This is a genomic window from Streptomyces sp. NPDC029292 (genome assembly GCF_055569295.1).
This window is the reverse complement of record NZ_JBVHXR010000010.1, coordinates 176,455-200,957: the sequence shown is the minus strand read 5'-3', so window position 1 is coordinate 200,957 and position 24,503 is coordinate 176,455. Positions and strand designations below refer to the sequence as shown.

Here is a 24,503-nt window from a genome sequence, read left to right as displayed (position 1 = left end):
CTTCGACCCGCGCTGGAGCGCGCGCCTTTGCCTCGCGCCGCCCGGAGCGCATCCGCCCGAAGTGCATCCGCCCGAAGTGCATCCGCCCGGCGCGCGCCGGGCGTGCACCCCCGACCTCGCGTTACCCGCGGTTGCTACCCCCTGGTAATCGAGCCGGTTCCTACCGGCCGGTACCTTGTGCACGATGTACTTGCACACTTCTGTGTTGCGCATCATGTTGTCCGCCCTGGGGGAGGTCCAGCCATGATCGATGGCACCGCTGTCGACACCCGCCCGACGAAGATCATGTACGTCGCCGAGGCCACCGCGCACGGCGGCCGGGACGGCTATGTCACCAGCCAGGACGGCCAGCTCGAACTCAAGGTCGCGATGCCGCCTGCGCTCGGCGGCGACGGCAACGGCACGAACCCGGAGCAGTTGTTCGCGGCGGGCTACAGCGCCTGTTTCCACAACGCGCTGGTGCTGGTGGGCCGTCGCGCAGGGTTCGACCTGTCCGGCTCCACGGTCGCCGCGAAGGTCGGTATCGGCCCGAACAAGCAGCGCGGCTACGGTCTCGCGGTTGCCCTGAGCGTCTCGCTGCCCGTCGTCGACCAGGACGTCGCGGCGAAGCTCGTGGACGCGGCCCACGAAGTCTGCCCGTACTCGAACGCCACCCGCGGCAACATCGAGGTCTCGATCCTGCTGGGCTAGGAATCGACGGCTGTACGTGCGTGTTGCATCCACTGTTGGCCGTCAGGAGACAGGGAGCGCGGGCGTGGACGTGAACGGCACAGTGGCCGAGGGCTTCGAGCCGGTCAGGGCAGCGTTCGTACGCAACTTCGGGACGCTCGGGGACCGGGGCGCCGCCGTCACGGTGTACCGCGCCGGGCACAAGGTCGTCGACCTGTGGGGCGGCACGCGGGACGTCGACGGCGCCGAGCCCTGGGAGCACGGCACCGCACAGATCGTGCGCTCGGCGACCAAGGGCGTCGCCGCCGCCGTACTCCTTCTGCTCGCCCAGCGCGGGGAACTGGATCTGGACGCGCCGGTCGGCCACTACTGGCCGGAGTTCAAGGCGCGCGGCAAGGAGCGGGCACTTGTCCGGCACGTGCTCGCGCACCAGGTCGGCGTGCCCGTCCTCGACCGTCCGCTGACGCCCGCCGAGGCCGCGGATCCCGAGCTCGGGGCCGCGGCGGTGGCGGGGCAGGCGCCGGTGTGGGAGCCGGGCTCGGACCACGGATATCACGCGCAGACGTACAGCTGGCTGACCGGCGAGCTGGTGCGGCGGGTGACCGGGCGTTCGATCGGCGCGTGGATCGCGGACGAGATAGCCGGGCCGCTGGGGCTGGATCTGTGGGTCGGGCTGCCGGAGGCCGTGGCCGGGCGGGTGGGCCGGGTGGGCCAGGTCGAGGCGCCGTCGGCGGCGGGCGGCTTGAAGACCCGTCCGAAGCGGGCGGTCTCCGAGGCGTACGCGGACCCCGACTCGCTGACCCGCCGCGCCTTCGCCGCGATCACCCCGCTGCCGGACGAGAACGACCCGGCGTACCGGGCGGCGGTGCTTCCCGCCTCCAACGGCATCGCGACGCCGGAGGGCCTGGCGCGCTTCTACGCCTCGCTGATCGGGGAGGTCGACGGGGTGCGGCTGTTCTCCCCGGACACGGTGGCGCGGGCGCGGGCGGAACAGTCCGCGGGCCCCGACCGCGTCCTGGTCGTCAACACCCGCTTCGGCCTTGGCTACATGCTCCACGGCACGGCGTCGCCGCTGTTGTCCCCGGGCTCCTTCGGCCACCCCGGCCGGGGCGGCGCCCTGGGCTTCGCCGACCCCGAGTCGGGGATCGCCTTCGGGTATGTGACCAACGGTTTCCGCAAGAGTGTGACGGCGGACGCGCGGGCGCAGGCGCTGGTACGGGCGGTGCGGACGGCGATCGGGGAGTAGCGGACGGCGATCGGGGAGCGGGGAGCGGGGGAGTGGGGCGCGTACCCACCCCCTGCGGCGAACAGGATCGCCCATGGTCCTAGCCCGCGTGCAGCATCAACCCGATCCCCACCACCAGCAGCCCCGCCGCCGCGATCCGGGGCGCCCCGAAGCGCTCCTTGAAGAACACCGCCCCGATCGCCGCTCCCACGATGATCGAGGACTCGCGCAAGGCCGCGATGGGCGCCAGCTCCGCCCGCGTCTGCGCCCACAGGACCAGGCCGTACGCCGACACGGACAGGGCCGCGCCGAGGAGGCCGAGCGCGGCGAACGGGCGCAGCATGCTCACGAACTCGCCGCGCCACCGGTACAGGGCGTACGCCGGGATCACCGTGCCCTGGACGGCAATCAGCCAGGCGGTGTAGCCGAGTGCCGAGCCGGAGGCGCGCACACCGAGCCCGTCGACGACCGTGTAGGCCGCGATGGACAGGCCCGTCGCCAGCGCGGCCCCGATCGCGGCCCAGTTGGGCCGGTGCCCGCGCAGTCCCCACAGGGCGACCCCGGTCAGTCCCGCGCAGGACAGCGCGATCCCCGCGGCAGCCCACGCGTTGGGCACCTCGTTCGCGAACAGCGCCGCCAGCACCGTCACCACGAGGGGCGCGGAGCCGCGCGCGATGGGGTACGCCTGGCCGAAGTCACCGAGCTTGAACGAACGCATCAGCAGGACGACGTACACGACGTGGATGGCCGCGGAGGCGAGCAGGTACGGCCACGCGGCGGACGCCGGGAACCGTACGAACGGGGCCGCGGCCAGCCCGATCAGCACGCCGCCGGCCAGGATCAGCGTGAACCCGACCAGCTTGTCGGCGATGCGGTGCGCGATCGCGTTCCAGCTGGCGTGGGTGACCGCGGCGAGCAGCACCGCCGCGGTGACGACCGGCGTCACGCGGGCTGCTCGCGCACGTCCACCAGTGTGCCGCCCGCGTGTGCGACCAGTGTCTTGGGGTCCATCGGGAAGACGGCGTACGGGGTGCCGGCCGCGGCCCACACCGTGTCGTGGTCGAGCAGTGAACGGTCCGCCAGGACACGGGTCCTGGTGCGGTGCCCGAAGGGCGGGACGCCGCCGATCGCGTACCCCGTCGTGTCCCGGACCACGTCCGCCTTGGCCCGCGTCACCTTCTCGGCGCCGAGCTCCCGCCGTACCAGCTCCATGTCCACGCGTGACGCCCCGTCCATGAGGACGAGGACCGGGACGCCGTCCGCCGCGAAGATCAGGGACTTGCAGATCTGGCTCAGGTCGCAGCCGATCGCGGTGGCGGCTTCGGCGGCGGTGCGGGTCGCGTCCGGGAACCGGCGGACTTGCTGGGTGAGTTCGCCCAGACCCAGTTCCTGGAGGGCCTCGGCGAAACGGGGATGGGCGGCGTTCTCTTCGGCGGTCATGAACGGCACCGTAGCGGTGGGTGTACGTGACACGCGACCGACTTCCGGGCGGCGACCGGAGTGGGGGTTGGGCTCGGGGTGGGTGCGCAGCCCGGCGCTTGCGGGGTGCCGCTCTCGTCGGGACGGGCGCCGCCCCAGCGGCACGATTGCCCGCAGCTGGGGCGACTTGCGGCCAGTGAGCTGGTTTCGAGTTGTTGGCGCACCTCGTGAGGCGCGTCCAGCACCAAGTGCCTCGTCGCCGAGCCGTCGATCAGGCGGCTGGTGGCGCGGAAACCCGAAACCGGGACACTAGCTGCCCGCCTTTAGCAGCGCCGCCACGATCGGTCCCGCAGTGTCGCCGCCGTGGCCGCCCGCCTGGACCACGCCCGCGGCCGCGAGGTCGCCCTTGTACGCGGTGAACCAGCCGTTGGGCTTCTTCTGGCCGTCGACTTCGGCCGAGCCCGTCTTGGCGCCGTAGTTCGGGCCCAGGCCCGCCATCGCCTTGGCCGCCGTGCCGTAGGCCGCCGTGTACTGCATGACTTCCTTCAGCTCGGCCTGCGTCTTCGACGACATGGTGCGCGAGGCCTTCGCCAGCGTGCGGTTGTCCACCGTCGGGGACACCAGGTACGGCTGGTGGAAGACGCCCGTCTCCACCGTCGACGCCACCGACGCCATGTTCAGCGGATTCATGCGCACCCCGCCCTGCCCGATCAGCGAGGCGCCCATCTGCGCGCCGCTCTGCACCGGGATCGAGCCGTCGAACGTCGGGACGCCGATGGCCCAGTTGTTCATGCCGAGGCCGTAGACCTGCTGGGCCTCCGTCGTCAGGTCGCTGTTGGACAACTTCGGCGCGAAGTTGATGAAGGCGTTGTTGCAGGAGGCCCCGAAGCTCAGCTTGAACGTGCCCTTCTTGATCTCGGAGTCGGCGTCGTTGTGGAACGTCCAGCCGGCGAGCTTGTACGTCTTGGGGCAGGGGTGCGACGCGTCCGGGGTGATGAGCCCCTTCTCGAACAGCATCGTCGAGGTCACGATCTTCATCGTGGAGCCGGGGGCGAGCGAGCCCTGGAAGGCGGTGTTGAAGCCGTGGGACGAGTTCGCGACCGCGAGGATCTCACCCGTCGAGGGGCGCATCAGGACCACCGACGCCTTGGACTTCGCGGCCACTTGACGCTCGGCTTCCGCCTGGAGGGTCGGGCTGAGCGTCGTCTTCACGGTCCCGGGCGTGCCCTCGCTGAGCGTCACCAGGGTTTTGTCGGGGGTCTTCTGGGCGCCCTTCTTCGCGGCCTTGCGGACCACGCGCAGTTCGATGCCCGCCTTGCCGCCGGCCGTCTTGCCGAACTTCTCGCGCAGCCCGTCGAGGACCGTGCCCAGGGACGGGTACTTGGCCGTGGTCAGCTCCCCGCCGTCGCGGTCGAGCGCCGTGACGGGGGGCGTGCCCGACTCGCCGGTGACCAGACGGTCGCCGTCCTGGAGGTCCGGGTGCACGACGGACGGCTGCCAGCCGACCAGCGGCACACCGTCCTTGGCGCGGCGCACGACCGTCAGCTTCGACTCGTACGCGAGCGGCTTGCTCTTGCCCTTGTACGTGACGGTGGCCTTGACGGAGAACGGGACCGAGGCCCCCGACCGCTTGCCGCTCGTCAGCGTCACGCCGGTGATGTGGGCGTCTTTCGTGTAGCCGGTCAGCGCGGTCGTCGCGGCCGCCGAGTCGTCCGTGGCGGCGGCCGCCTTCGCGACGTCACCCTTTTGCCAGGCGGTGAGGAAGGCGGCAGCCGTCGTGCGGACTTCGGTCGCCGAGACCGGGCCGGTTTCCACGGTCTTGTGGTCGGCGGTCGTCGACGTCCTGTCCTCGGCCGCCGCACCACCGCCGTACAGGCTGTAGGCGCCGAACGCCCCGCCGGCGACGACCACGGCGATCACCCCGCCGACCACGGCGGGTTTCGTCTTCCGTCGCTCGGCGACGCGCCTTCTCTTGCCCACAGCTCCAGATCCTCCGCTGGTTCCCCTGGTTCCCCCGTGTGCCCTCACGCCCCTCAACGAGAGGCACCACCCTAGGGTCCCGCCCTGTGAGGGGTGACTTCAGCCACCAGTTCGTAGCACAGCTGCGACGATCGGACCGGCCGCGTCTCCGCCGTGGCCGCCCTCCTGGGTCATCGCGGCGGCCGCTATGTCGTTGCGGTAGCCGGTGAACCAGCTGTTGGACTTGGCCTGGCCGTCGACCTCGGCGGAGCCGGTCTTGGCGCCGACGTCACCGCCGAGCCCGGCCATCACGTGCGCGGCGGTGCCGCTCGTCGCGGTGAGCCGCATCATCTGCTTGAGCTGCGCGACGGTGTTCATCGGCAGCCCCTTCGCCTGCGCAGGCACGCGGTCGTCGAGCTTCAGCGGCACGATGACCGGCTGACGGAACGTGCCGGTGATGGCGGTCGCCGTCACCGACGCCATGTTCAGCGGGCTCAGCTGGACCTGGCCCTGGCCGATCGCGTTCGCCGCGCGGTCCGGGCCGCCGGAGGCGGGGACACTGCCGTCGAAGGACGGAATGCCGGTCTTCCAGTTGTCCTGGCCGAGGCCGAACCGCGTCTGTGCCTCGGTCGTCAAAGACTCGTCCGTGAGCGGCTTTTCGTCGATGAGCTTCACGAAGGCCGTGTTGCAGGACCGGCTGAAGCTGTTGGCGAGGGTCGCGCTCTCGTTGGGAGTCATGTCCGTCAGGTTGTGGAAGGTCTGGCTCTGCCAGGTCGCGGTGGGAGGACAGGGTGCCGGGCCGTTCATCGTGGTCACGCCGTTGTCGATGAGCATCGCCGAGGTGATGATCTTCATGGTGGAGCCGGGTGCCAGCTTGCCGAGGAACGCCGCGTTGAACCCGTCCTCCCGGTGGTTGGCGACCGCCAGCACCTCACCGGTGCTCGGCTTCACCGCCACCACGGACGACTCGGAGTACTCCTTGACCGCCTTCTCCGCGGCTGCCTGCGCGGTCGCGCTGAGCGTCGTGTGCACCCGGCCCGCCTTGCCCTTGGCGAGGGTCAGCAGCGTCGTGTCGACCGCGTTCGAGCTCGTGTGCCGGATCGCCAGCTCGATACCGGGCGTGCCGCCCGCCGTGTCGCCGTACTTGTCGCGCAGTTCGTCCAGGATCGGCCCCAGGGACGGGTACTTCTCCTGGGTCAGGACAACGTTGTTGCGGTCCACGGCCTCGATCGCCGGGCTCGCCGACTCACCCGTGACCAGCGTGTCGCCGTCCTTCAGGTCCGGGTGGACGACGGACGGGTCCCAGTCGACCAGCGCCTTCCCGGTGGTGTCGCCGCGGACGACGGTCAGTTCGGAGTCGTACGAGAAGGGCTTGCTCTTCCCCTCGTACGACACCGTCGCCTCGACCGAGAACGGCACGGTCGCGCCGGACGGCGTGCCCGGCTTGATGTGCACCTTGGTGAGGTGCGCGTCGTCGCGGTAGCCGGCCAGGAGTGTTCCCGCCTTCTCCGCGAAATTGGTGTACGACGCCGCCTTGGTCGCGTTGCCCTTCTCCCAGGCCGCGAAGAAGTTCGCCGAGGTCTCCTTGACCTCCGCACTGCTCGGCGGCCCGGTCTTCACGGGCGCGGGCCCGGACGACCCCGGGCTCCCGTCCCCGCTGATCGCGGTCACCACGTTGTACGCGCCGTACCCGGCGCCCCCTACCATCACCGCGAACACGCTGCCGACGATGGCAGCCTTCGCCCCCTTGCGCATCGCGCGAATCCCCTCCCCGTGGACCCTCTTCCGAACTTCTGAACGCGTTCAGAAAGAGTGGTCTACTCCGCACTGTATGCGTGAGCTGTGACCCACGGGGCGGGAGTTCTCCGAATCGTTAGACCCAGGTGTCCAGCCACATCCGCGACCGCCAGGAGTCGATCGGGATGGCCGTGCCTGTGTACAGGGGCCAGAAGTAGATGAAATTCCAGGCGATGAGCAGGACCAGGACGCCCGCGCCCGCCGCGCCGATGACGCGGCGGCGTTCCCCGGAGCCGGGTGGGCCGATGATCGCGCCGATCAGCGTCGTGACGGCCAGGCACAGGAAGGGCACGAAGACGACGGCGTAGAAGAAGAAGATCGTGCGTTCCTGGTACATGAACCAGGGGAGGTAGCCGGCCGCGATGCCACAGGCGATCGCGCCCGCGCGCCAGTCGCGGCGGAACGCCCAGCGCCACAGCACGTAGACGATCGCGAAGCAGGCGGCCCACCACAGGAGCGGGGTGCCGAGGGCCAGCACCTCGCGGGCGCACTTCTCGGTCGCGTCGGCGGGGCAGCCGTCCGTGCCGGGGGCCGGGGACTCGTAGAAGTACGAGACCGGGCGGCCCAGGACGAGCCAGCTCCACGGGTTCGACTGGTAGGTGTGCGGGGACGAGAGGCCGACGTGGAACTTGTAGACCTCGTGCTCGTAGTGCCACAGGCTGCGCAGCCAGTCGGGCAGGAAGGTCCAGTTGCCGCCCCTGCCGTCGGTCACCGCCCAGTTGCGGAAGTAGCCGCCCTTGCCGTTGTCCGGCGACAGGATCCAGCCGGTCCAGGAGATCAGGTACACGGACAGGGCGACCGGGACCGTCGCCAGGAACGTGATGCCCGTGTCGTGCTTGAGGGCCGCCAGGTACGGGCGACGGGCGCCGGCGACCCGGCGCGAGGCCGCGTCCCACAGGATCGCCATCACACAGAACGCGGCGAGGACGTAGAGGCCGTTCCACTTGGTGCCGATGGCCAGACCCAGCATCAGGCCCGCCCCCCAGCGCCAGGGACGCCAGCCGAGGCGGGTCGCTTCGGCGGCGTGCGCGTCGGGGCGTACGACGCCGTCCGCGTCGGTGGGGAGCGCCGCCGCGAGCCGGGCCCGCGCCTTGTCGCGGTCGATGACCAGGCAGCCGAAGGCCGCCAGCACGAAGAACATCAGCACGCCGTCGAGCAGCGAGGTGCGGCTCATCACGAAGTGCAGGCCGTCCACCGCCATCAGCGCGCCCGCGAGGCAGCCCAGGAACGTCGAGCGGAACAGGCGGCGCCCGATCCGGCACAGCAGCAGCACGGACAGCGTGCCGAGCAGCGCCGTCATGAAGCGCCAGCCGAAGGGGGTGAACCCGAAGATCTGCTCGCCGAGCCCGATCACGTACTTGCCGACCGGCGGGTGCACGACATAGGCGGCGTCGCTCGGGATCCGCACATGGCCGTTGCCCTGCAGGATCAGGTCGTTGGCGTCCTTCGCCCAGTTGACCTCGTATCCGCGGTGGATGAGCGCCCAGGCGTCCTTGGCGTAGTACGTCTCGTCGAATATCACCGCCTTCGGGCTGCCCAGGTTCCAGAACCGCATCAGCCCGGCGAGCAGCGTCACCAGGAGCGGGCCGCCCCAGCCCGACCAGCGCGTGATGCGCTCGGCGACCTCGTGGCGCAGTCCGAGCGTGGCCCAGATGCGTGGGCTGGGCTCGGCGTACGGCGGCACGAGCCGGTCGCGTACGTCGCTTCTGAGCGGCGCCGTGTAGCCGAATCGGCGCAGCCGCTGCTGCCACGACGGCCGCTGCTCTTCGGCGGCCTGGCCCTGTCGGGTGTCCGTGGAGGACGCGGTACTGGTCACCGCGCCATCGTAGGGAACACGCCTGTGGGAGTCCCGTGCCTGGGCCCTGCGAGGATGGAACCGTGACAGGAACCCTTGTATTGGCAGGCACTCCGATCGGCGATGTGGCCGATGCTCCGCCCCGGCTCGCCCAGGAGCTGCAGAGCGCGGACGTCGTCGCCGCCGAGGACACCCGCAGGCTCCGGCGGCTCACCCAGGCGCTGGGGGTGCAGCCCGCGGGGCGCGTCGTGTCGTACTTCGAGGGGAACGAGTCCGCCCGTACGCCCGAACTGGTCGAGGCGCTCCTGGAGGGCTCGCGGGTGCTGCTCGTGACCGACGCCGGGATGCCGTCCGTGTCGGACCCCGGATACCGGCTGGTCGCGGCCGCCGTCGAGAAGGACATCAAGGTCACCGCCGTACCGGGCCCGTCCGCCGTGCTCACCGCGCTCGCCCTGTCCGGACTGCCCGTCGACCGCTTCTGCTTCGAGGGCTTCCTGCCGAGGAAGGCGGGCGAGCGGTTGTCGCGGCTGAAGGAGGTCGCGGAGGAGCGCCGGACGATGGTCTATTTCGAGGCCCCGCACCGGCTCGACGACGCCCTCGCCGCGATGGCCGAGGTCTTCGGGGACACCCGCCGGGCCGCCGTCTGCCGCGAGCTGACGAAGACGTACGAGGAGGTCAAGCGCGGTCCGCTGGGCGAGCTGGCGGCCTGGGCCGCCGAGGGCGTACGCGGGGAGATCACCGTCGTCGTCGAGGGCGCCGCCGCGAAGGGCGCCGAGGAGCTGGACGCCGCCGAACTGGTGCGCCGGGTCCAGGTGCGCGAGGAGGCGGGGGAGCGGCGCAAGGACGCGATCGCCGCCGTCGCCACGGAGGCGGGGATTCCCAAGCGCGACGTCTTCGATGCCGTTGTCGCGGCAAAGAATGCCGCTCGAAGCGCCCCATAGAAGGGCAAAGGACGATCGTGAAAAGCAAAGCTCAGGCCGGGTAGCGGGACGGTTGCGACAAGGAAAGGCCAAAACGACTCCAACAGTCGACAGACCTGATGCGTTCGCGCCCGGAGAAGCGTCCACTGGTTGAAGGGACGCACCCGTCCCTCGCCTTCAGCGGGATTCAGGAGGAATCCCCTCGACGAAGGCGCTTGTCCAGCGGACAAGAGGGAGCTGGCATGACTGAGATCGCAGGACGGACCGGGCATCGCAGCGCGGCGACCGCCGTCGTCCATGAGTCGTATTCCTTCGCCTGCATGCGCTGCGGGCACGGCTGGGAGCAGTCGTACGAGATAGAGCACCACCTCGACGCCGAGGGCAGCGAGTTCGTGATGTACGTGGCGAACGGCCAGGTCGTGCCGTCGCCGCTGAGCCGGCCCAGCTGCCTCAACTGCGACAGCCACGTAGTGCGCATAATGCGCGCCGGTCAGGTGTCCTCCGTTCTCGACTCCCTGCACCGGGCCCAGCGTCCGGGCCCGCGGCGGCCCGACGAGGCCCTCGAGGAGGCTCAGGCGGCGCCGAAGGAGGCGCACCACTGGCACCTCTCGGATCTGCTGCACCCCTTCCATCACCGCAAGGCGGGGTGACGTTGCTCGGGGCCCTCGGGTGAGGCCCGGCAAGGCGGGGTGACGTTGCTCGTGAGGCACCGCAGGGCGGGGTGACCCTGACTCGGGTGAGGCCCGGCATGCGCCTTTCGTAGGATCGGGGCATGCCCTCCGACAAGACCGAAGCGCCGCCCCTCCCCGAGCCCCTGCGGGTCCCCGTCGCGGACTCGCACACCCACCTCGACATGCAGTCCGGCACGGTGGAGGAGGGCCTCGCCAAGGCCGCGTCGGTCGGGGTGACGACGGTCGTCCAGGTCGGCTGCGACGTGAACGGCTCGCGGTGGGCGGCGCAGACCGCGCTGGATTACGACGCCGTCCACGCCACCGTCGCGCTGCACCCCAACGAAGCGCCCCGCATCGTCCACGGCGACCCCGACGGCTGGTCCCGGCAGGGCGCCCGGCAGCCGGGCGGCGACGCGGCGCTGGACGAGGCGCTCGCCGAGATCGACCGCCTCGCCGCGCTTCCCCAGGTCAAGGGTGTCGGCGAGACCGGGCTCGACTACTTCCGCACGGGAGCCGAGGGCAAGGCCGCGCAGGAACGGTCCTTCCGCGCCCACATCGAGATCGCCAAGCGGCACGGCAAGGCCCTGGTCATCCACGACCGGGACGCCCACGCCGACGTGCTGCGCGTCCTCAAGGAGGAGGGCGCCCCCGAGCGGACCGTCTTCCACTGCTACTCCGGCGACGCCGAGATGGCCGAGATCTGCGGCCGCGCGGGCTACTTCATGTCCTTCGCAGGCAACATGACCTTCAAGAACGCCCAGCCACTGCGCGACGCGCTCGCCGCGGCGCCGCTGGAACTCGTCCTCGTCGAGACCGACGCGCCCTTCCTGACACCCGCGCCATACCGCGGACGGCCTAACGCCCCGTATCTCATTCCGGTCACGGTGCGCGCCATGGCCGTTGTACGGGGCATCGACGAGGACGCGCTGGCGACCTCGATCTCCGCGAACACTGCGCGCGCGTTCGATTACTGACGGATAACGGTTCCCGGGGTCTCCCCGGGTCGCACCTCAGGGGAGTGTCGCGACACAGCGTAGCCGCGTTGCTTGGGAGAGTGACGACCGCTCCGCTAGGTTCTGGTCGCCCGATCCGGACCCCCCCTGGAGCGTGTCGTCGTGAGCAGCTCGCAGTACGAGACGTATGGACCGCCTGGAACGTCGTACGAGACGTATGAGCCCCATGAGCCGTACGGTCGCGGCTACCCGGACACGTACCGGCCCGCGTACGAGGCGGGCGTGGCCGAGCCCGAGGGGCCGACGGAGCCCCGGCTGCCTCGACAGGGACAGGTGCAGGGGGAGGGGGACGGCGCGACCCGGTCCGGGGGCCGCGCCGAGACCCGGCGCGCGGCCCGGCGCAAGCGCACCGCCGAGCGCCCCGACCCCTTCCGCCGCCTGCTCCCGCAGGCCCTGGTCGTCGCGTTCCTCGCCGGGGGCACCTCCGCCTTCGTCGCCAACGACAAGGTGATCGAGCTCAGCGTCGACGGGAAGCCGCGCGCGCTGCACACCTTCGCGGACGACGTGACCGAGTTGCTCGCCGACGAGGGTGTGAAGGTGGGGGCGCACGACGTGGTGGCGCCCGCGCCCGGCACGCCGCTCACCAGCGGCGACGAGGTCGCGGTGCGCTACGGGCGCCCCATGCACCTCACCCTCGACGGGCACCGGCGCAAGGTGTGGACGACGGCGCACACGGTGGACGGGGCGCTCAGAGAGCTCGGAGTGCGCGCGGAGGGGGCGTACGTGTCGACTTCGCGCTCCCGGCGCATCGGCCCTGAGGGTCTGGCGCTCGATGTGCGCACCGAGCGCACGGTGACGATCATGGCGGACGGGCGGGCGCGGACGATCTGTACGAACGCGGCGAGTGTGCGCGAGGCCGTCGAGGAGGCCGGGATCACCCTGCACGGGCAGGACACGACCTCCGTCCCGCCCGGGAGTTTCCCGCGGGATGGGCAGACGGTCACCGTCATGCGGGTCACCGGGGGCAAGGAGGTCCGCGAGGAGCCGATTCCGTTCCCGGTGCGACGGACGCAGGATCCCTCGCTGTTCCGGGGCACGGAGGTCGTTGAGCGGGCCGGGCGGTCCGGGGCGCGACGGGTCACGTACTCCCTGTGGACCGTCAACGGCGTCAACCAGGCGCCACGGCGCATCAAGTCCGAGGTGGCGCGGGAGCCGCGGGCCCAGCTGGTGAAGGTCGGCACCAAGCCCCCTCCGGCGTCCGTCGCCGGGGCCGACGACCTGAACTGGTCCGCCCTCGCGGCCTGCGAGTCCGGCGGTCGCCCCGACGCCGTGGATCCCTCCGGCACCTACGGCGGCCTCTACCAGTTCGACACCCACACCTGGCACGCCCTCGGCGGCTCCGGCCGCCCCCAGGACGCCCCCGCCACGGAACAGACGTTCCGCGCGAAGAAGCTGTACGTGCGGCGGGGGGCGAGTCCTTGGCCGCATTGCGGGGCAAGGCTGCGCGGGTGAGTGAGAGTTTTTAGCCCGTCCGGCGTTTGAGGACGAGCGCGTCAGCGCGATGGCGGGGGGCTGGGGGCGGCAGCCCCCAGGGACGATAGGGGTCCCCCGCTCGAGCGAAGCCGAGAGTGGGGGAGGGCAGGGGCGGAGGGGGCGACAAAATACCCAGCCCCAGCCCACCCGTACCCTTGGGGGGTGACCAGCCCCACCCCCGACGCCCTCCTGGGCCCCGCCGAGATCCGCGAACTCGCGGGAGCCCTCGGCGTACGGCCCACCAAGCAGCGCGGCCAGAACTTCGTCATCGACGCGAACACGGTGCGCCGCATCGTGCGCACCGCCGACGTCCGCCCCGACGATGTGGTCGTCGAGGTGGGCCCCGGCCTCGGCTCGCTGACGCTGGCCCTGCTGGAGGTGGCCGACCGGGTCGTCGCGGTAGAGATCGACGACGTGCTCGCGGGCGCGCTGCCGTCGACCATCGCGGCCCGCATGCCGTCCCGCGCCGAGCGCTTCTCGCTCGTGCACTCCGACGCGATGCACGTCCAGGAACTCCCCGGCCCCGCCCCCACCGCACTCGTCGCCAACCTCCCGTACAACGTCGCCGTCCCCGTCCTGCTGCACATGCTCGAGACCTTCCCGACCCTCGAGCGCACCCTCGTGATGGTGCAGGCGGAGGTCGCCGACCGGCTCGCGGCCGCGCCCGGCTCGAAGGTGTACGGCGTGCCGTCCGTGAAGGCCAACTGGTACGCCGACGTGAAGCGGGCCGGTGCCATCGGCCGGAACGTCTTCTGGCCCGCGCCGAACGTCGACAGCGGGCTCGTGTCGCTCACCAGGCGCGCCGAGCCCCTCAAGACCACGGCCTCGAAGCGCGAGGTGTTCGCCGTCGTCGACGCCGCCTTCGCGCAGCGGCGGAAGACACTGCGCGCCGCCCTCGCCGGGTGGGCCGGTTCAGCCGCCGCCGCCGAGACCGCGCTCGTCGCCGCCGGGGTCTCGCCGCAGGCCCGCGGGGAGTCCCTGACCGTGGAAGAGTTCGCCCGTATCGCCGAGAACAAGGAGCCTGCTCAGCCGTGACGGTGACGGTACGCGTCCCTGCCAAGGTCAATGTCCAGCTCGCGGTGGGCGGCGCCCGCCCCGACGGCTTCCACGACCTGGCCAACGTCTTTCTCGCGGTCGGCCTGTACGACGAGGTCACGGTGACGCCGGCGGACGAGCTGCGCATCACCTGCGCGGGACCGGATGCCGGGCAGGTCCCCCTGGACCGTACGAACCTGGCGGCCCGCGCGGCCCTCGAACTCGCCCGCCGGTACGGCATCGACCCCGCCGTCCACCTCCACATCGCCAAGGACATCCCCGTCGCCGGCGGCATGGCGGGCGGCAGTGCCGACGGCGCGGGCGCGCTCGTCGCCTGCGACGCGCTGTGGGGTACGAACGCCTCGCGCGGCGAACTCCTGGAGATCTGCGCCGAGTTGGGCAGCGACGTGCCGTTCAGCCTGGTGGGCGGGGCGGCGCTCGGCGTCGGGCGGGGCGAGCGGCTGCGGCTGCTGGAGGTCGGCGGGACGTTCCACTGGGTCTTCGCGATGGCCGAGCGCGGGCTGTCGACCCCGGCGGTCTTCCAGGAGTTCGACCGGCTGAATGACGGGGTGCGGATCCCTGAGCCCGTCGCCTCGCAGGAGTTGCTCGACGCCCTCGCGAAGGGGGATGCCGCCGGCCTCGCGGGCGCCGTCTCCAACGATCTCCAGCCCGCGGCCCTCTCCCTCTTCCCGGCCCTCGCCGACACCCTCGCGGCGGGCCGCGCGGCCGGCGCCCTCGCGGCGCTGGTCTCCGGCTCGGGCCCGACCACCGCCTTCCTCGTGCCGGACGCGCGGTCCGCGACGACGGTCGCCGAGGCGCTGCTCTCCTCTGGAACCTGTCGTTCCGTTCGGGTCACCGAGAGCCCGGCACCCGGCGCGACGGTGCTGTAACGGCCCGTACTCAGAGGTGACAACTGCCCCGGTTCTTGTATAAATATTCCGGCCAGTTGTTACCTACGTCACCGCAACTCAATTCTCGCCTATAGCCCCCATGGTCCCTTTCGCGCGGTCTGCTCCTCAGCCGGTGCTGGCATGATCAGCCATCCCCGGTCTCTTGTTACCGGCGGTACTACCGTGTGCGCGGCCCTGCCCGCGCGACGGGCGAGAGGGGTTCCTCGTGGGACACATGAACCATTTCAGCGCCGGATGGGTCACTCCCGTCCTGTCCTACGCGATGGCCTGCGTCGGTTCGGCACTCGGACTGCGCTGCACGGTCAGGGCACTTGAGGCCGACGGCGCCTCGAAACGGAACTGGCTGATGATGGCGTCCATCGCCATCGGCTCCGGCATCTGGACCATGCACTTCATCGCCATGATGGGCTTCGCGGTCGACGGCACACCGATCCGCTACGACGTCCCGGTCACCGTGCTCAGCCTGCTGATGTCGATCGCCGTCGTCGGCGCGGGCGTCTTCACCGCGGGATTCGGGCGTTCCCCCGTACGGGCCGTACTGCTCGGCGGGCTCGGCACCGGCCTCGGCGTCGCCGCGATGCATTACACCGGCATGGCCGCGCTCAACCTGCACGGCGAGGTCAACTACGACCCCACCCTCGTCATCGCCTCCGTCATCATCGCCGTCGTCGCCGCGACCGCCGCGCTCACGCTCACCCTCATCGTGCGCGGGCCCGTCCTCGCCGCGGCCGCCGCGCTCGTCATGGGCGTCGCGGTCGTCAGCATGCACTACACCGGGATGTGGGCCGTCAGCATCGACCTCGCGCCCAGCAGCGCGTCGCTCGCCGGGGCCACCGCCACCGAGTTCATCTTCCCGCTCGCCGTGGTGCTGGGCTCGTTCCTCTTCCTGACCTCCGCGTACGTCGCGCTGTCCCCGACCGGGAAGCGGGACGAGTCGGTGGCCGCCGCCGCGCTGCTTCGCGAGGTCGAGCTCTCCACCGCCTGAGCCGGCCGTACGCCCGGTCGCCTCGGGCGTTCGCTTCGCACCTTCGCCGCTTCGCACGGCCTCATGGCCGTCACTTACGTCTACCCGAGCCCTCTTACGGCCACCCCAGCCGCTCTTACGGCTACCCCGGCCGCCCCTACGGCTACCCCAGCCGTCCGTACGGCCGCCCCAGCCGCCCGTACGCCCCCTCCGTAACTCGCTCCCTGAACGAGGTCCCCCATGCGTGTCCCCCGCACGCCCGACCGGCTGCGTCCCAGATCGGTTCGCGCGAAGATCGTCTCCCTGCTCATGCTGCCCATCGTGTCCCTCATGGCACTGTGGGGCTTCGCCGCCGTGACCACCGCGTCCAGCATCGGCGCCCTGGAGCGGGCCAAGGACGTCAACTCCGAACTCCTCATCCCCGTGAGCGACTTCGTCACCGTCCTGCAGAGCGAACGGACCGCCACCCTGCGGTACGTCGCCGCGCCGGACAGCAGCGGCCTCGCCGCACTGAAGACCGCGCGGGCCGCCACCGACAAGGCCGCCTCCGCGCTGCTCGACGGCGTCAACGCGAGCAGCTCCGACGCCGCGCTGCTGGACGCCGGGCTGCCCGACCGCCTCGCCCGCCTCGAAGCCGACGCGGGCGGCCTTCCGGCCCTGCGGACCGAGGTCGGCGTGAAGGGGTCCGCGCTCTCCGCCGCGTACACCAAGTACTCCTCGATCATCGAGCACGGCTTCTCCGTCACCGGTGCGCTCACCGGCGACGAGAGCACCGACGCGACCTCCGAGGCCCGGGTCGTCCTCGAACTCTCCCGCGCCCGTGAGGCCGTCGCCCAGGAGCAGGCGCTGCTCGCCGCGGGCCGTGGCGCCGGGACGCTGACCACGGACCAGTACGCGCTGTTCGCCGGGGCCGTCGCCACGCAGCGGTCGCTGCTGAAGCCCGCGGTCGCCGACCTGAAGGCCGCGCACCGGGGGGCGTACAACACCGTTCTGGAGGGCGACGGTTACACGCGGCTGCAGGCCGTGGAGAACCGGGTGCGCAGTGCCGGGCCGGGCGCCTCCGCCGTGTCGGCGGGGCTCGTCACGGGCTGGGACAGCTCTGTCTCGGCCGTCCTGAAGGGGCTCACCAAGGCCGAGGCGGGGGCCGGAACCGCGGCTGCCGCGAAGGCGAATCCGTTCGGCTGGTCCACGCTCGGCGCGTCCGGGGTCGCTGTGGTCCTGGGCCTGGTCGGCGTCCTGCTGTCGCTGCTCGTCTCCGTGCTCGTCGGCCGCGGGCTCATCGTCGAACTGCTCGATCTGCGCAACTCCGCCCTCGAGGTCGCCGGACGCCGGCTGCCGCAGGCCATGCGGCGACTGCACGCCGGGCAGGGCGTCGACATCGACGCCGAGGCGCCCATGCGGCGACTGGTCGGCGACGAGCTGGCGCAGGTGGGTACGGCACTGACCGCCGTGCAGCGGGCCGCGCTCAAGGCCGCGTCCGAGCGGGCCGAGCTGCTCAGCGGGATCTCCGGCGTGTACGTGAGCCTCGCGCGACGCAGCCAGGTGCTGCTGCACCGCCAGCTGGACCTGCTGGCCGCGATGGAGCAGCGCCAGCGGGACGCGGCCGAACTGCAGGACCTCTACCGCGTCGACTACCTCGCCACCCGCATGCGGCGGCACTCCGAGAGCCTCCTCATCCTGTCCGGGATCGCGCCCGGACGAGGATGGCGTACGCCGATCGCGCTCGCCGATGTGCTGCGGGCCGCCGTCGGCGAGATCGAGGACGCGACGCGCGTGCAGATCTGGGCCGTACCCCGGGTCTCGGTGGCCGGGGGCTCGGTCGCCGACGTGATCCACCTCCTCGCCGAGCTCGTGGAGAACGCGACCGCCTTCTCGCCGCCCAGCACCAAGGCGCAGCTGCGCGCCGCCCGGCTGCGCGACGGCGTCCTCATCGAGGTCGAGGACAGCGGCTTCGGTATGAACGAGGACGCGATGGCCGAGGCGAACCGGAAGATCCAGGCCCAGCGCGTCGATCTCCTCGACGCCAAGCAGATCGGGCTGTTCGTGGTGAACCGGCTGGCCGAGCGGCAGGGCTTGCGCGTGGAGCTGCGGCCCTCCCCGAACGGGGGCGTCACGGCGGCCGTCCTCATCCCGGAGAACCTCCTCCGTGACGACATGCCGGTACACGACCGCGCGGCGGCCGAGGCCGGCGGCCAGGGCCGCTCCCTGGCCCCGGCGTCCGCGCTGATCCCGCGCCAGCGACTTACTGGCGGGGACGCCTGACGCCGGGCTCAGCCCGTCGTGGCGGGGGTCTGGGTGCGGAGGCCCCAGGGAGGGGAAGGGCAGGGGCGGCGGGGGCGAGGAAACCCATGGCTCAGCCCACCACCGCCCCCGGACTACCCTTGAGGGTCGATCGTCCCCCTTGTTCAGGAGAGAAATGGCCGTCAACCTGGTCAATGTCGAGTCCGTCAGCAAGGTGTACGGCACCCGCGCACTGCTCGACGGAGTCTCCCTCGGCGTCAGCGAGGGCGACCGCATCGGCGTGGTCGGCCGGAACGGCGACGGCAAGACCACCCTCATCCGGATGCTCGCCAAGCTGGAGGAGGCCGACACCGGAAGGGTCACGCACTCCGGCGGCCTGCACATCGGCGTGCTGACCCAGCACGACTCCCTCGACCCCACGGCCACCGTCCGCCACGAGGTCATCCGGGACATGGCCGACCACGAGTGGGCGGGCAATGCCAAGATCAGGGACGTACTGACGGGCCTGTTCGGAGGGCTGGACCTGCCCGGCTTCCCGCAGGGGCTGGACACGGTCATCGCCCCGCTCTCCGGCGGCGAACGCCGCCGCATCGCACTCGCGAAGCTGCTCATCGAGGAGCAGGACCTGATCATCCTCGACGAGCCGACCAACCACCTGGACGTGGAAGGTATCGCCTGGCTCGCCCAGCACCTGCGCGCGCGCCGCTCCGCGCTGGTGTGCGTCACCCACGACCGCTGGTTCCTCGACCAGGTCTGCACCCGCATGTGGGACGTGCAGAAGGGCGCGGTGTACGAGTACGAGGGCGGCTACTCCGACTACGTCTTCGCACGGGCCGAGCGTGAGCGCATCGCCGCCACCGAAGAGGTCAAGCGGCAGAACCTCGTCCGCAAGGAGCTGGCCTGGCTGCGGCGCGGCGCCCCCGCCCGCACGTCCAAGCCCCGCTTCCGCGTCGAGGCCGCCAACGAGCTGATCGCGGACGTGCCGCCGCCCCGGGACAAGAGCGAGCTGATGAAGTTCGCCAGCTCCCGGCTCGGCAAGACCGTCTTCGACCTGGAAGACGTGACCGTGCAGGCCGGGCCCAAGGTGCTGCTGAAGCACCTGACCTGGCAGCTCGGGCCGGGCGACCGCGTCGGCCTGGTGGGCGTGAACGGCGCGGGCAAGACCTCGCTGCTGCGCGCCATGGCCGAAGCCGCCCGCAGCGAGGGCGAGAAGCAGCCCGCCGCCGGGCGGATCGCCACCGGCAAGACCGTCAAGCTCGCCTATCTCTCCCAGGAAGTCGCCGAACTCGACCCCACCTGGCGGGTGTTGCAGGCCGTCCAGGCCGTGCGCGACCGCGTCGACCTCGGCAAGGGGCGTGAGCTGACCGCGGGCCAGCTCTGCGAGACGTTCGGCTTCAACAAGGAGAAGCAGTGGACGCCGGTGGGGGACCTGTCCGGTGGTGAGCGCCGCCGGCTCCAGCTCCTGCGCCTGCTGATGGACGAGCCCAACGTCCTCTTCCTCGACGAGCCCACCAACGACCTCGACATCGAGACCCTGACGCAGCTCGAAGACCTGCTCGACGGCTGGCCCGGCTCGATGGTCGTGATCTCCCACGACCGGTTCTTCATCGAGCGGACGACGGACAACGTGTTCGCGCTGCTCGGCGACACCAGCCTGCGGATGCTGCCGCGCGGGATCGACGAGTACCTGGAGCGGCGCAAGAAGATGGAGGAGGTCGCGGCCGCCGCCGTACTCGCCTCCGCGCCGGCGCCCGCCAAGGCCGCGTCCGCCGCCGACGCCCGCGCCGCCAAGAAGGAACTCCAGAAGATCGAGCGGCAGCTGGACAAGATCTCCGAGAAGGAGACCAAGCTGCACGCCCAAATCGCCGACAACGCCACCGACTTCGCGAAGGTCGCCGCACTCGACGCCGAGTTGCGCGCGTTGTCCGGGGAGCGCGAGGAGCTGGAGATGCGCTGGCTGGAGCTGGCGGAGGACGCGTAAGCGGGCGCGCGGCGGGAACGCCGGCCGGGGCGCGCGAGCTGGGGCGCGCAAGCCGGGCGCACGCCGCGCGAGAGTAACGCGCGCCGCTGCCCGCCGCGCACGAGCTGAACGCGCTCCCCGTGCGCGCTCCTTGCGCCCCCGCGCGCGCGTCGAGTGAAGGGCGCGTGAAGGCGCGTAACGACGGCATCACGGGCCGGTCCTCCCTTGGGAACAGGGCGAGGACCGGCCCCGTGTTCAAGGGCGCCACAGTGATAGAAAGAGCCGTCTGAGAACAGTCTGAGAACCACCGGGTGCGGCGGGAATCCAACGCCGCCGGTGGGGCGCCACATCAGTGAAGAGGGGGAAAGCGCTGATGAGTCAGCCGCCCAGTCAGCCGCCGCAGGGCGGCTTCGGAGCACCGCAGGAACAGCCGCCGGGGGGCGGTTACGGCGCTCCGCAGGACCCGCGGGCGCAGGGGGGTTTCGGCGCGCCCCCCAACACGCCCCCTCCACCCGCGCAGGCGCCCGCGCCCCCGCAGACTCCGCCCACCGGTCCTCCGCAGCCCGGTTACGGATACCCCCAGCAGCCCGGCCAGCCCGGCCCCTACGCCCAGCCGGGCCCGTACGCGCAGCCCCAACAGCCGGGCCCGTCCGGCCAGTCGGGCCCCTACGGACAGCAGCCTGCGTACGGACAGCAGCCGGGGTACGGATACCCGCCCCAGGCGCAGTACCCGGGTGAGCCCGGCACCCCGCCGCCCGGCGGTGGCTCCAAGAACCCCTTCAAGGGCAGGCCCGCGGTGGTCATCGGCGCCGCCGTGGCCGCGCTGCTCGTCATCGGCGGCACCGTATGGGCCGTCAGCAGCAGTGGTGACGACGGCAAGAAGGAGCCGGTCGCCGAAAAGAGCCAGACCTCGAAGCCCCCGGCCTCGGACGATCCGGTCAACCCCGGTGACGGCAGCGGCAACGGCACCGAGGAGCAGAAGGACCTCAACGCGGGCCGCCAGGCCGGTGAGGCGAAGGTGCTCTGGTACAAGGAGGCGCCCGACGCACCCGGTTCCGGTGCCGACGCCCCCGGCCTGTGGATCACCGACAAGACCGCGGTGAAGGCGGCGTACAAGCAGGTGTTCGCGTACAACGTCGCGGACGGCAAGCCCGCTTGGGACGCGCTCACCTTCCCGCAGAAGATCTGCGCGGTCACCCCGCAGAAGACGTCCGACGACAAGGTCGTCATCGCGTACATGAACGGCACCGGCGACAACGCCAAGTGCAACCAACTCGAGCAGATCGACCTCAACACCGGTGTGAAGGGCTGGAGCGGGAAGGTCGACGACGGCGTCGGGCTCTTCGACAGCACGCTCTCGATCGAGCTGTCCATCGCCGGCGACACGCTGATGGTCGGCCGTGAGCAGTCCGGTACGGCGTACGACGCCGGCAGCGGCGACAAGCTGTGGGACAAGGGGAAGTACGGCACGAACTGCTACCCCGCCGGGTTCGCGGGCGGCGCCAAGCTGCTCTCCGTCGCCTCCTGCGGCGTCGGCACCGACACCGAGCACGACGAGGTGCGGGAGCTCGACCCGGTCAGCGGCAAGGCCAAGTGGACCACGAAGATCCCCAAGGGCTGGACGGTCGAGCGCACGTTCTCCGTCGACCCCGTCGTCCTCTACATGACCAACGCGGACAAGAAGACGGTGAACGTCACCGTGCTGAAGAACAACGGCGACATCCGCTCGCAGCTCGAGAGCAAGGACACCTTCGCGCCCGACTGCGACTATGCCGTCCTCGACCGCGATCTGACGGGCTGTCAGGGCACCGCCGCCGACGCCAACACCCTCTACCTGCCGACCGAGGCGAAGACCGGCGCCAACGAGGTCGTCGCGTTCAGCCTGGAGAGCGGCAAGGAGCGGTGGCGCGTCAAGTCCCCGGCGGACGAGGCGATGCTGCCGCTGAAGATGGACGGTACGAATGTCATCGCGTACGTCCAGCCCTCGTACGACGCCGGCGGCCAGATCGTGTCGATCCCGACGACCGGGAGCAGCCACAAGACCACCAAGCTGCTGCAGAACCCGCAGGGCACCGCGGACATCGAGAAAGCCTTCTTCGCGAAGGCGGTCGACTACGTGGACGGGCGCTTCTACATCTCCACCACCCGGCTGACGGGCACCGACGACGCGAAGGAGAAGTTGATGCTGGCCTACGGCAAGTAGCCGCGCCTACGGCAAGTAACCGCGCCTACGGCAAGTAGCCGACACCCACTCTTCGTTCCGGCCCGCCTTCCCTTCGTATCCCGAGGTACACACGTCATGAGCCAGCCGCCGCCCCCGCCGCCGCCGAACCAGCCCCCGCAGCCCCCGCAGCCTCCGCAGGGAGGCTTCGGCGCGCCCCAGGGCCCGCCCCCCGGTGGCTTCGGCGCCCCGCAGGACCCGCCGCCGGGAGGCTTCGGCGCGCCCCAAGACCCGCCGCCCGGTGGTTTCGGCGCCCCCCAGCCCCCGCAGCCCGCGCAGGGCCCCGGCTACGGCTACCCGCAGACGCCCCCGCCTCCGCCCGCCCCGCCGCAGGGCCGGCCCCAGCAGCCGTACGGCTACCCCCAGACCCCGCCGCCGGCCCAGCCCGGCTACGGCTACCCGGGTCAGCAGCCCCAACAGCCCTCCCCGTACGGCTATCCGCAGCCGCAGACCATGCCGATGCAGCCGCAGGCTCCCCAAGGCGGGGGCGGCGGGCGGAAGTTCAACAACCAGATGGTCATCATCGTCGCGGCCGTGGCGGCCGTCGCGCTGATCATCGGCGGAGGCGTCTGGTACGCCAACACCTCCGGCAAGGACGACACCAAGAACAACTCCTCGAGTACGACCGGCGGCAAGGACGGCAAGGACACCACCGGCAGCACGGGTGGTACGGACAGCACGGGCGATGACAAGCCCGTGGACACCACCCCCAAGGAGAAGGTCCCGTCCAACACCAGCTCCAAGGTCCTCTTCCAGCTGCCCGCGCCGGCCGTGACGTCCGGCAGCTCCAGCGTGAACACCGTCGGCTCCTGGCTCACCGACAAGGTGTACGCCAAGACCGGCAACGCCGAGATCAATGGCTACGACCCCGAAACGGGCAAGAAGCTCTGGACGATCCCGCTGTCCGGCCCGGTGTGCCAGGCGAGCCGCCACGTCACCGATTCCAACCGGACGGCGATCATCTACGAGCCCGCCATGCCGACCAAGGCGGACCCCTCCCACGGCTGCAGCCAGGTCGCGTCCCTCGACCTCGACCTGGGCAAGAAGCTGTGGACGCACACCATCAAGTCCGGTGACGAGCTGGTCAGCCTCGACAACGTCACCGTGAGCGGGAACACGGTCGCCGCGGGCAGCACCAGCGGCGGCGGCGCGTTCGACATCTCCACCGGCAAGCAGCTGTGGGCCCCGAAGCCGACGGACAGCTGCTACGACTCCGGGTACGGCGGCGGCGACAAGCTGGTCGCGGTCCGCAAGTGCGGTGAGTACGGCAGCACCCGTCAGCTGCACATCCAGACCATCGACCCGAAGTCCGGGACGGTGCTCTCCGAGTACAAGATGACGCCCGGCATCGAGTACGCGAGCGTCATCTCGACCAACCCCCTCGTGGTGGCCGCCGACGTCGGCGACTCCGCCGGGGACGGCAGTGGCATCTCGGACTTCTTCTCCATCGACAACAAGACCGGCAAGCTGCGCACCAAGATCTCCGCGCCGGGCAAGACGTACGCCGCCAAGTGCGACGGGATCACCAGGATCGAGGCCTGCTCCCTGCTGGCCGTCGGCAACGACAAGCTCTACATCCCGACCGAGGAGCACGACGGCTCCGGCCAGTACGGCCAGACCAACGAGATCGTCGCCTTCGACCTCGCCACCGGCAAGCTGACCGGCCAGCGCGCCGACGCGGGTGACGGCTACACCATCACCCCGCTGCGCATGGACGGCACCAACCTCCTCGCGTACAGGAGCCCGCCGTACGACAAGGGCGGCCAGATCGTCAGCATCGACGGCACCTCGTTCAAGGAGACCAAGCTCCTGGAGAACCCGGCGACCGAGTCGGTCCGCGACGTGGAGACCAGCCTGCTTCCGGACTACGCCGAGCTCATCTACAGCGGCGGCCACCTGTACATGTCCGCGATCTACGCGGACAAGCCGACCAGCGCGAGCGACAAGGAGTACTTGGCGATCGCCTTCGCCGCGCAGTAGTCGCAGCCGCGCAGTAGCCGCACCCTCGCTGCTTACGATCGGCCACTTGTGATCGGCCCCGCCCCTGTTCAGGGGTGGGGCCTTTCACTTACCCCTCATCACTCCCGAATGGTAGGGATTTCGATATTCCGGGGCACTTCTCTCCAGTAGGGGAAGCGCAATGTCGAACAAGCGTGTAGCTTCCGGGGGATGGAGAGCCGGGGGGCTCCGCATCACGGGGAACCAGTGGGGATGCTTGGGGGGACTGGGG

General features: G+C 71.0%; 18 protein-coding genes. 13 read left to right on the top strand and 5 right to left on the bottom strand.

All coding sequences use genetic code 11. The features are described from left to right. Positions 1-243 precede the first annotated feature (243 nt). A complete protein-coding gene (locus ACZ4WS_RS22955; protein WP_467983076.1) occupies positions 244-690 on the top strand; it encodes an organic hydroperoxide resistance protein in 447 nt (148 codons plus the stop codon). A gap of 64 nt (positions 691-754) precedes the next feature. Then, complete coding sequence (locus ACZ4WS_RS22950; protein ID WP_467983075.1) at positions 755-1,915, top strand: serine hydrolase domain-containing protein; 1,161 nt, start codon at positions 755-757, stop codon at positions 1,913-1,915. Positions 1,916-1,994: 79 nt separating this feature from the next. On the opposite strand, the gene ACZ4WS_RS22945 is transcribed toward ACZ4WS_RS22950, so the two are convergent. From ACZ4WS_RS22945 to ACZ4WS_RS22925, 5 genes are all read right to left on the bottom strand, one after another. Continuing rightward, positions 1,995-2,840 carry an EamA family transporter gene (locus tag ACZ4WS_RS22945; RefSeq protein ID WP_467983074.1) on the bottom strand — a complete coding sequence of 282 codons (846 nt, stop codon included), beginning with the start codon at positions 2,838-2,840 and terminating at the stop codon, positions 1,995-1,997. Then, positions 2,837-3,334, bottom strand: a complete 498-nt coding sequence (locus ACZ4WS_RS22940) for a YbaK/EbsC family protein (RefSeq protein WP_467983073.1) — start codon at positions 3,332-3,334, stop codon at positions 2,837-2,839. Before ACZ4WS_RS22940 ends, ACZ4WS_RS22945 begins: the two co-directional genes overlap by 4 nt. Positions 3,335-3,622: 288 nt before the next feature. After that, entirely contained in the window at positions 3,623-5,293 is a 1,671-nt protein-coding gene (locus ACZ4WS_RS22935; RefSeq protein ID WP_467983072.1) for a penicillin-binding transpeptidase domain-containing protein, read from the bottom strand. A gap of 99 nt (positions 5,294-5,392) precedes the next feature. Continuing rightward, on the bottom strand, positions 5,393-7,027 hold the full coding sequence (locus ACZ4WS_RS22930) for a penicillin-binding transpeptidase domain-containing protein (RefSeq protein WP_467983071.1): 1,635 nt from the start codon (positions 7,025-7,027) through the stop codon (positions 5,393-5,395). Positions 7,028-7,145: 118 nt separating this feature from the next. Continuing rightward, the gene (locus ACZ4WS_RS22925) at positions 7,146-8,885 is read right to left on the bottom strand and encodes a dolichyl-phosphate-mannose--protein mannosyltransferase (protein WP_467983070.1); all 1,740 of its coding nucleotides are present in this window, start codon (positions 8,883-8,885) and stop codon (positions 7,146-7,148) included. 62 nt (positions 8,886-8,947) lie between these two features. Between ACZ4WS_RS22925 and rsmI the strand changes: the two genes are divergently transcribed. From rsmI to ACZ4WS_RS22870, 11 genes are all read left to right on the top strand, one after another. Beyond that, positions 8,948-9,805: a 16S rRNA (cytidine(1402)-2'-O)-methyltransferase gene (gene rsmI / locus ACZ4WS_RS22920; RefSeq protein WP_467983069.1), complete on the top strand. Its 858-nt coding sequence runs from the start codon at positions 8,948-8,950 to the stop codon at positions 9,803-9,805. Positions 9,806-10,026: 221 nt separating this feature from the next. After that, a complete protein-coding gene (locus ACZ4WS_RS22915) occupies positions 10,027-10,434 on the top strand; it encodes a hypothetical protein (RefSeq protein WP_467983068.1) in 408 nt (135 codons plus the stop codon). 122 nt (positions 10,435-10,556) lie between these two features. After that, a complete protein-coding gene (locus ACZ4WS_RS22910) occupies positions 10,557-11,429 on the top strand; it encodes a TatD family hydrolase (RefSeq protein ID WP_467983067.1) in 873 nt (290 codons plus the stop codon). 141 nt (positions 11,430-11,570) lie between these two features. Beyond that, positions 11,571-12,920, top strand: coding sequence for a ubiquitin-like domain-containing protein (locus ACZ4WS_RS22905; protein ID WP_467983066.1), 1,350 nt, complete (start codon positions 11,571-11,573; stop codon positions 12,918-12,920). 183 nt (positions 12,921-13,103) lie between these two features. Next, positions 13,104-13,976 carry a 16S rRNA (adenine(1518)-N(6)/adenine(1519)-N(6))-dimethyltransferase RsmA gene (rsmA, locus tag ACZ4WS_RS22900; RefSeq protein ID WP_467983065.1) on the top strand — a complete coding sequence of 291 codons (873 nt, stop codon included), beginning with the start codon at positions 13,104-13,106 and terminating at the stop codon, positions 13,974-13,976. Next, positions 13,973-14,866 carry a 4-(cytidine 5'-diphospho)-2-C-methyl-D-erythritol kinase gene (locus tag ACZ4WS_RS22895; RefSeq protein WP_467983064.1) on the top strand — a complete coding sequence of 298 codons (894 nt, stop codon included), beginning with the start codon at positions 13,973-13,975 and terminating at the stop codon, positions 14,864-14,866. The genes rsmA and ACZ4WS_RS22895 overlap by 4 nt, the downstream gene beginning before the upstream one ends. Positions 14,867-15,092: 226 nt before the next feature. Continuing rightward, positions 15,093-15,872 carry an MHYT domain-containing protein gene (locus ACZ4WS_RS22890; RefSeq protein WP_467983063.1) on the top strand — a complete coding sequence of 260 codons (780 nt, stop codon included), beginning with the start codon at positions 15,093-15,095 and terminating at the stop codon, positions 15,870-15,872. 219 nt (positions 15,873-16,091) lie between these two features. After that, positions 16,092-18,113 (top strand): sensor histidine kinase, encoded by a 2,022-nt coding sequence (locus ACZ4WS_RS22885; RefSeq protein ID WP_467983062.1) that lies wholly within the window; start codon positions 16,092-16,094, stop codon positions 18,111-18,113. 154 nt (positions 18,114-18,267) lie between these two features. After that, positions 18,268-20,073, top strand: coding sequence for an ABC-F family ATP-binding cassette domain-containing protein (locus tag ACZ4WS_RS22880; RefSeq protein ID WP_467983059.1), 1,806 nt, complete (start codon positions 18,268-18,270; stop codon positions 20,071-20,073). Positions 20,074-20,425: 352 nt separating this feature from the next. Next, a complete protein-coding gene (locus ACZ4WS_RS22875) occupies positions 20,426-22,255 on the top strand; it encodes an outer membrane protein assembly factor BamB family protein (protein WP_467983057.1) in 1,830 nt (609 codons plus the stop codon). A 96-nt stretch (positions 22,256-22,351) separates the two neighbouring features. After that, positions 22,352-24,253 carry an outer membrane protein assembly factor BamB family protein gene (locus ACZ4WS_RS22870; RefSeq protein ID WP_467983056.1) on the top strand — a complete coding sequence of 634 codons (1,902 nt, stop codon included), beginning with the start codon at positions 22,352-22,354 and terminating at the stop codon, positions 24,251-24,253. The last annotated feature ends 250 nt before the right edge of the window (positions 24,254-24,503 follow it).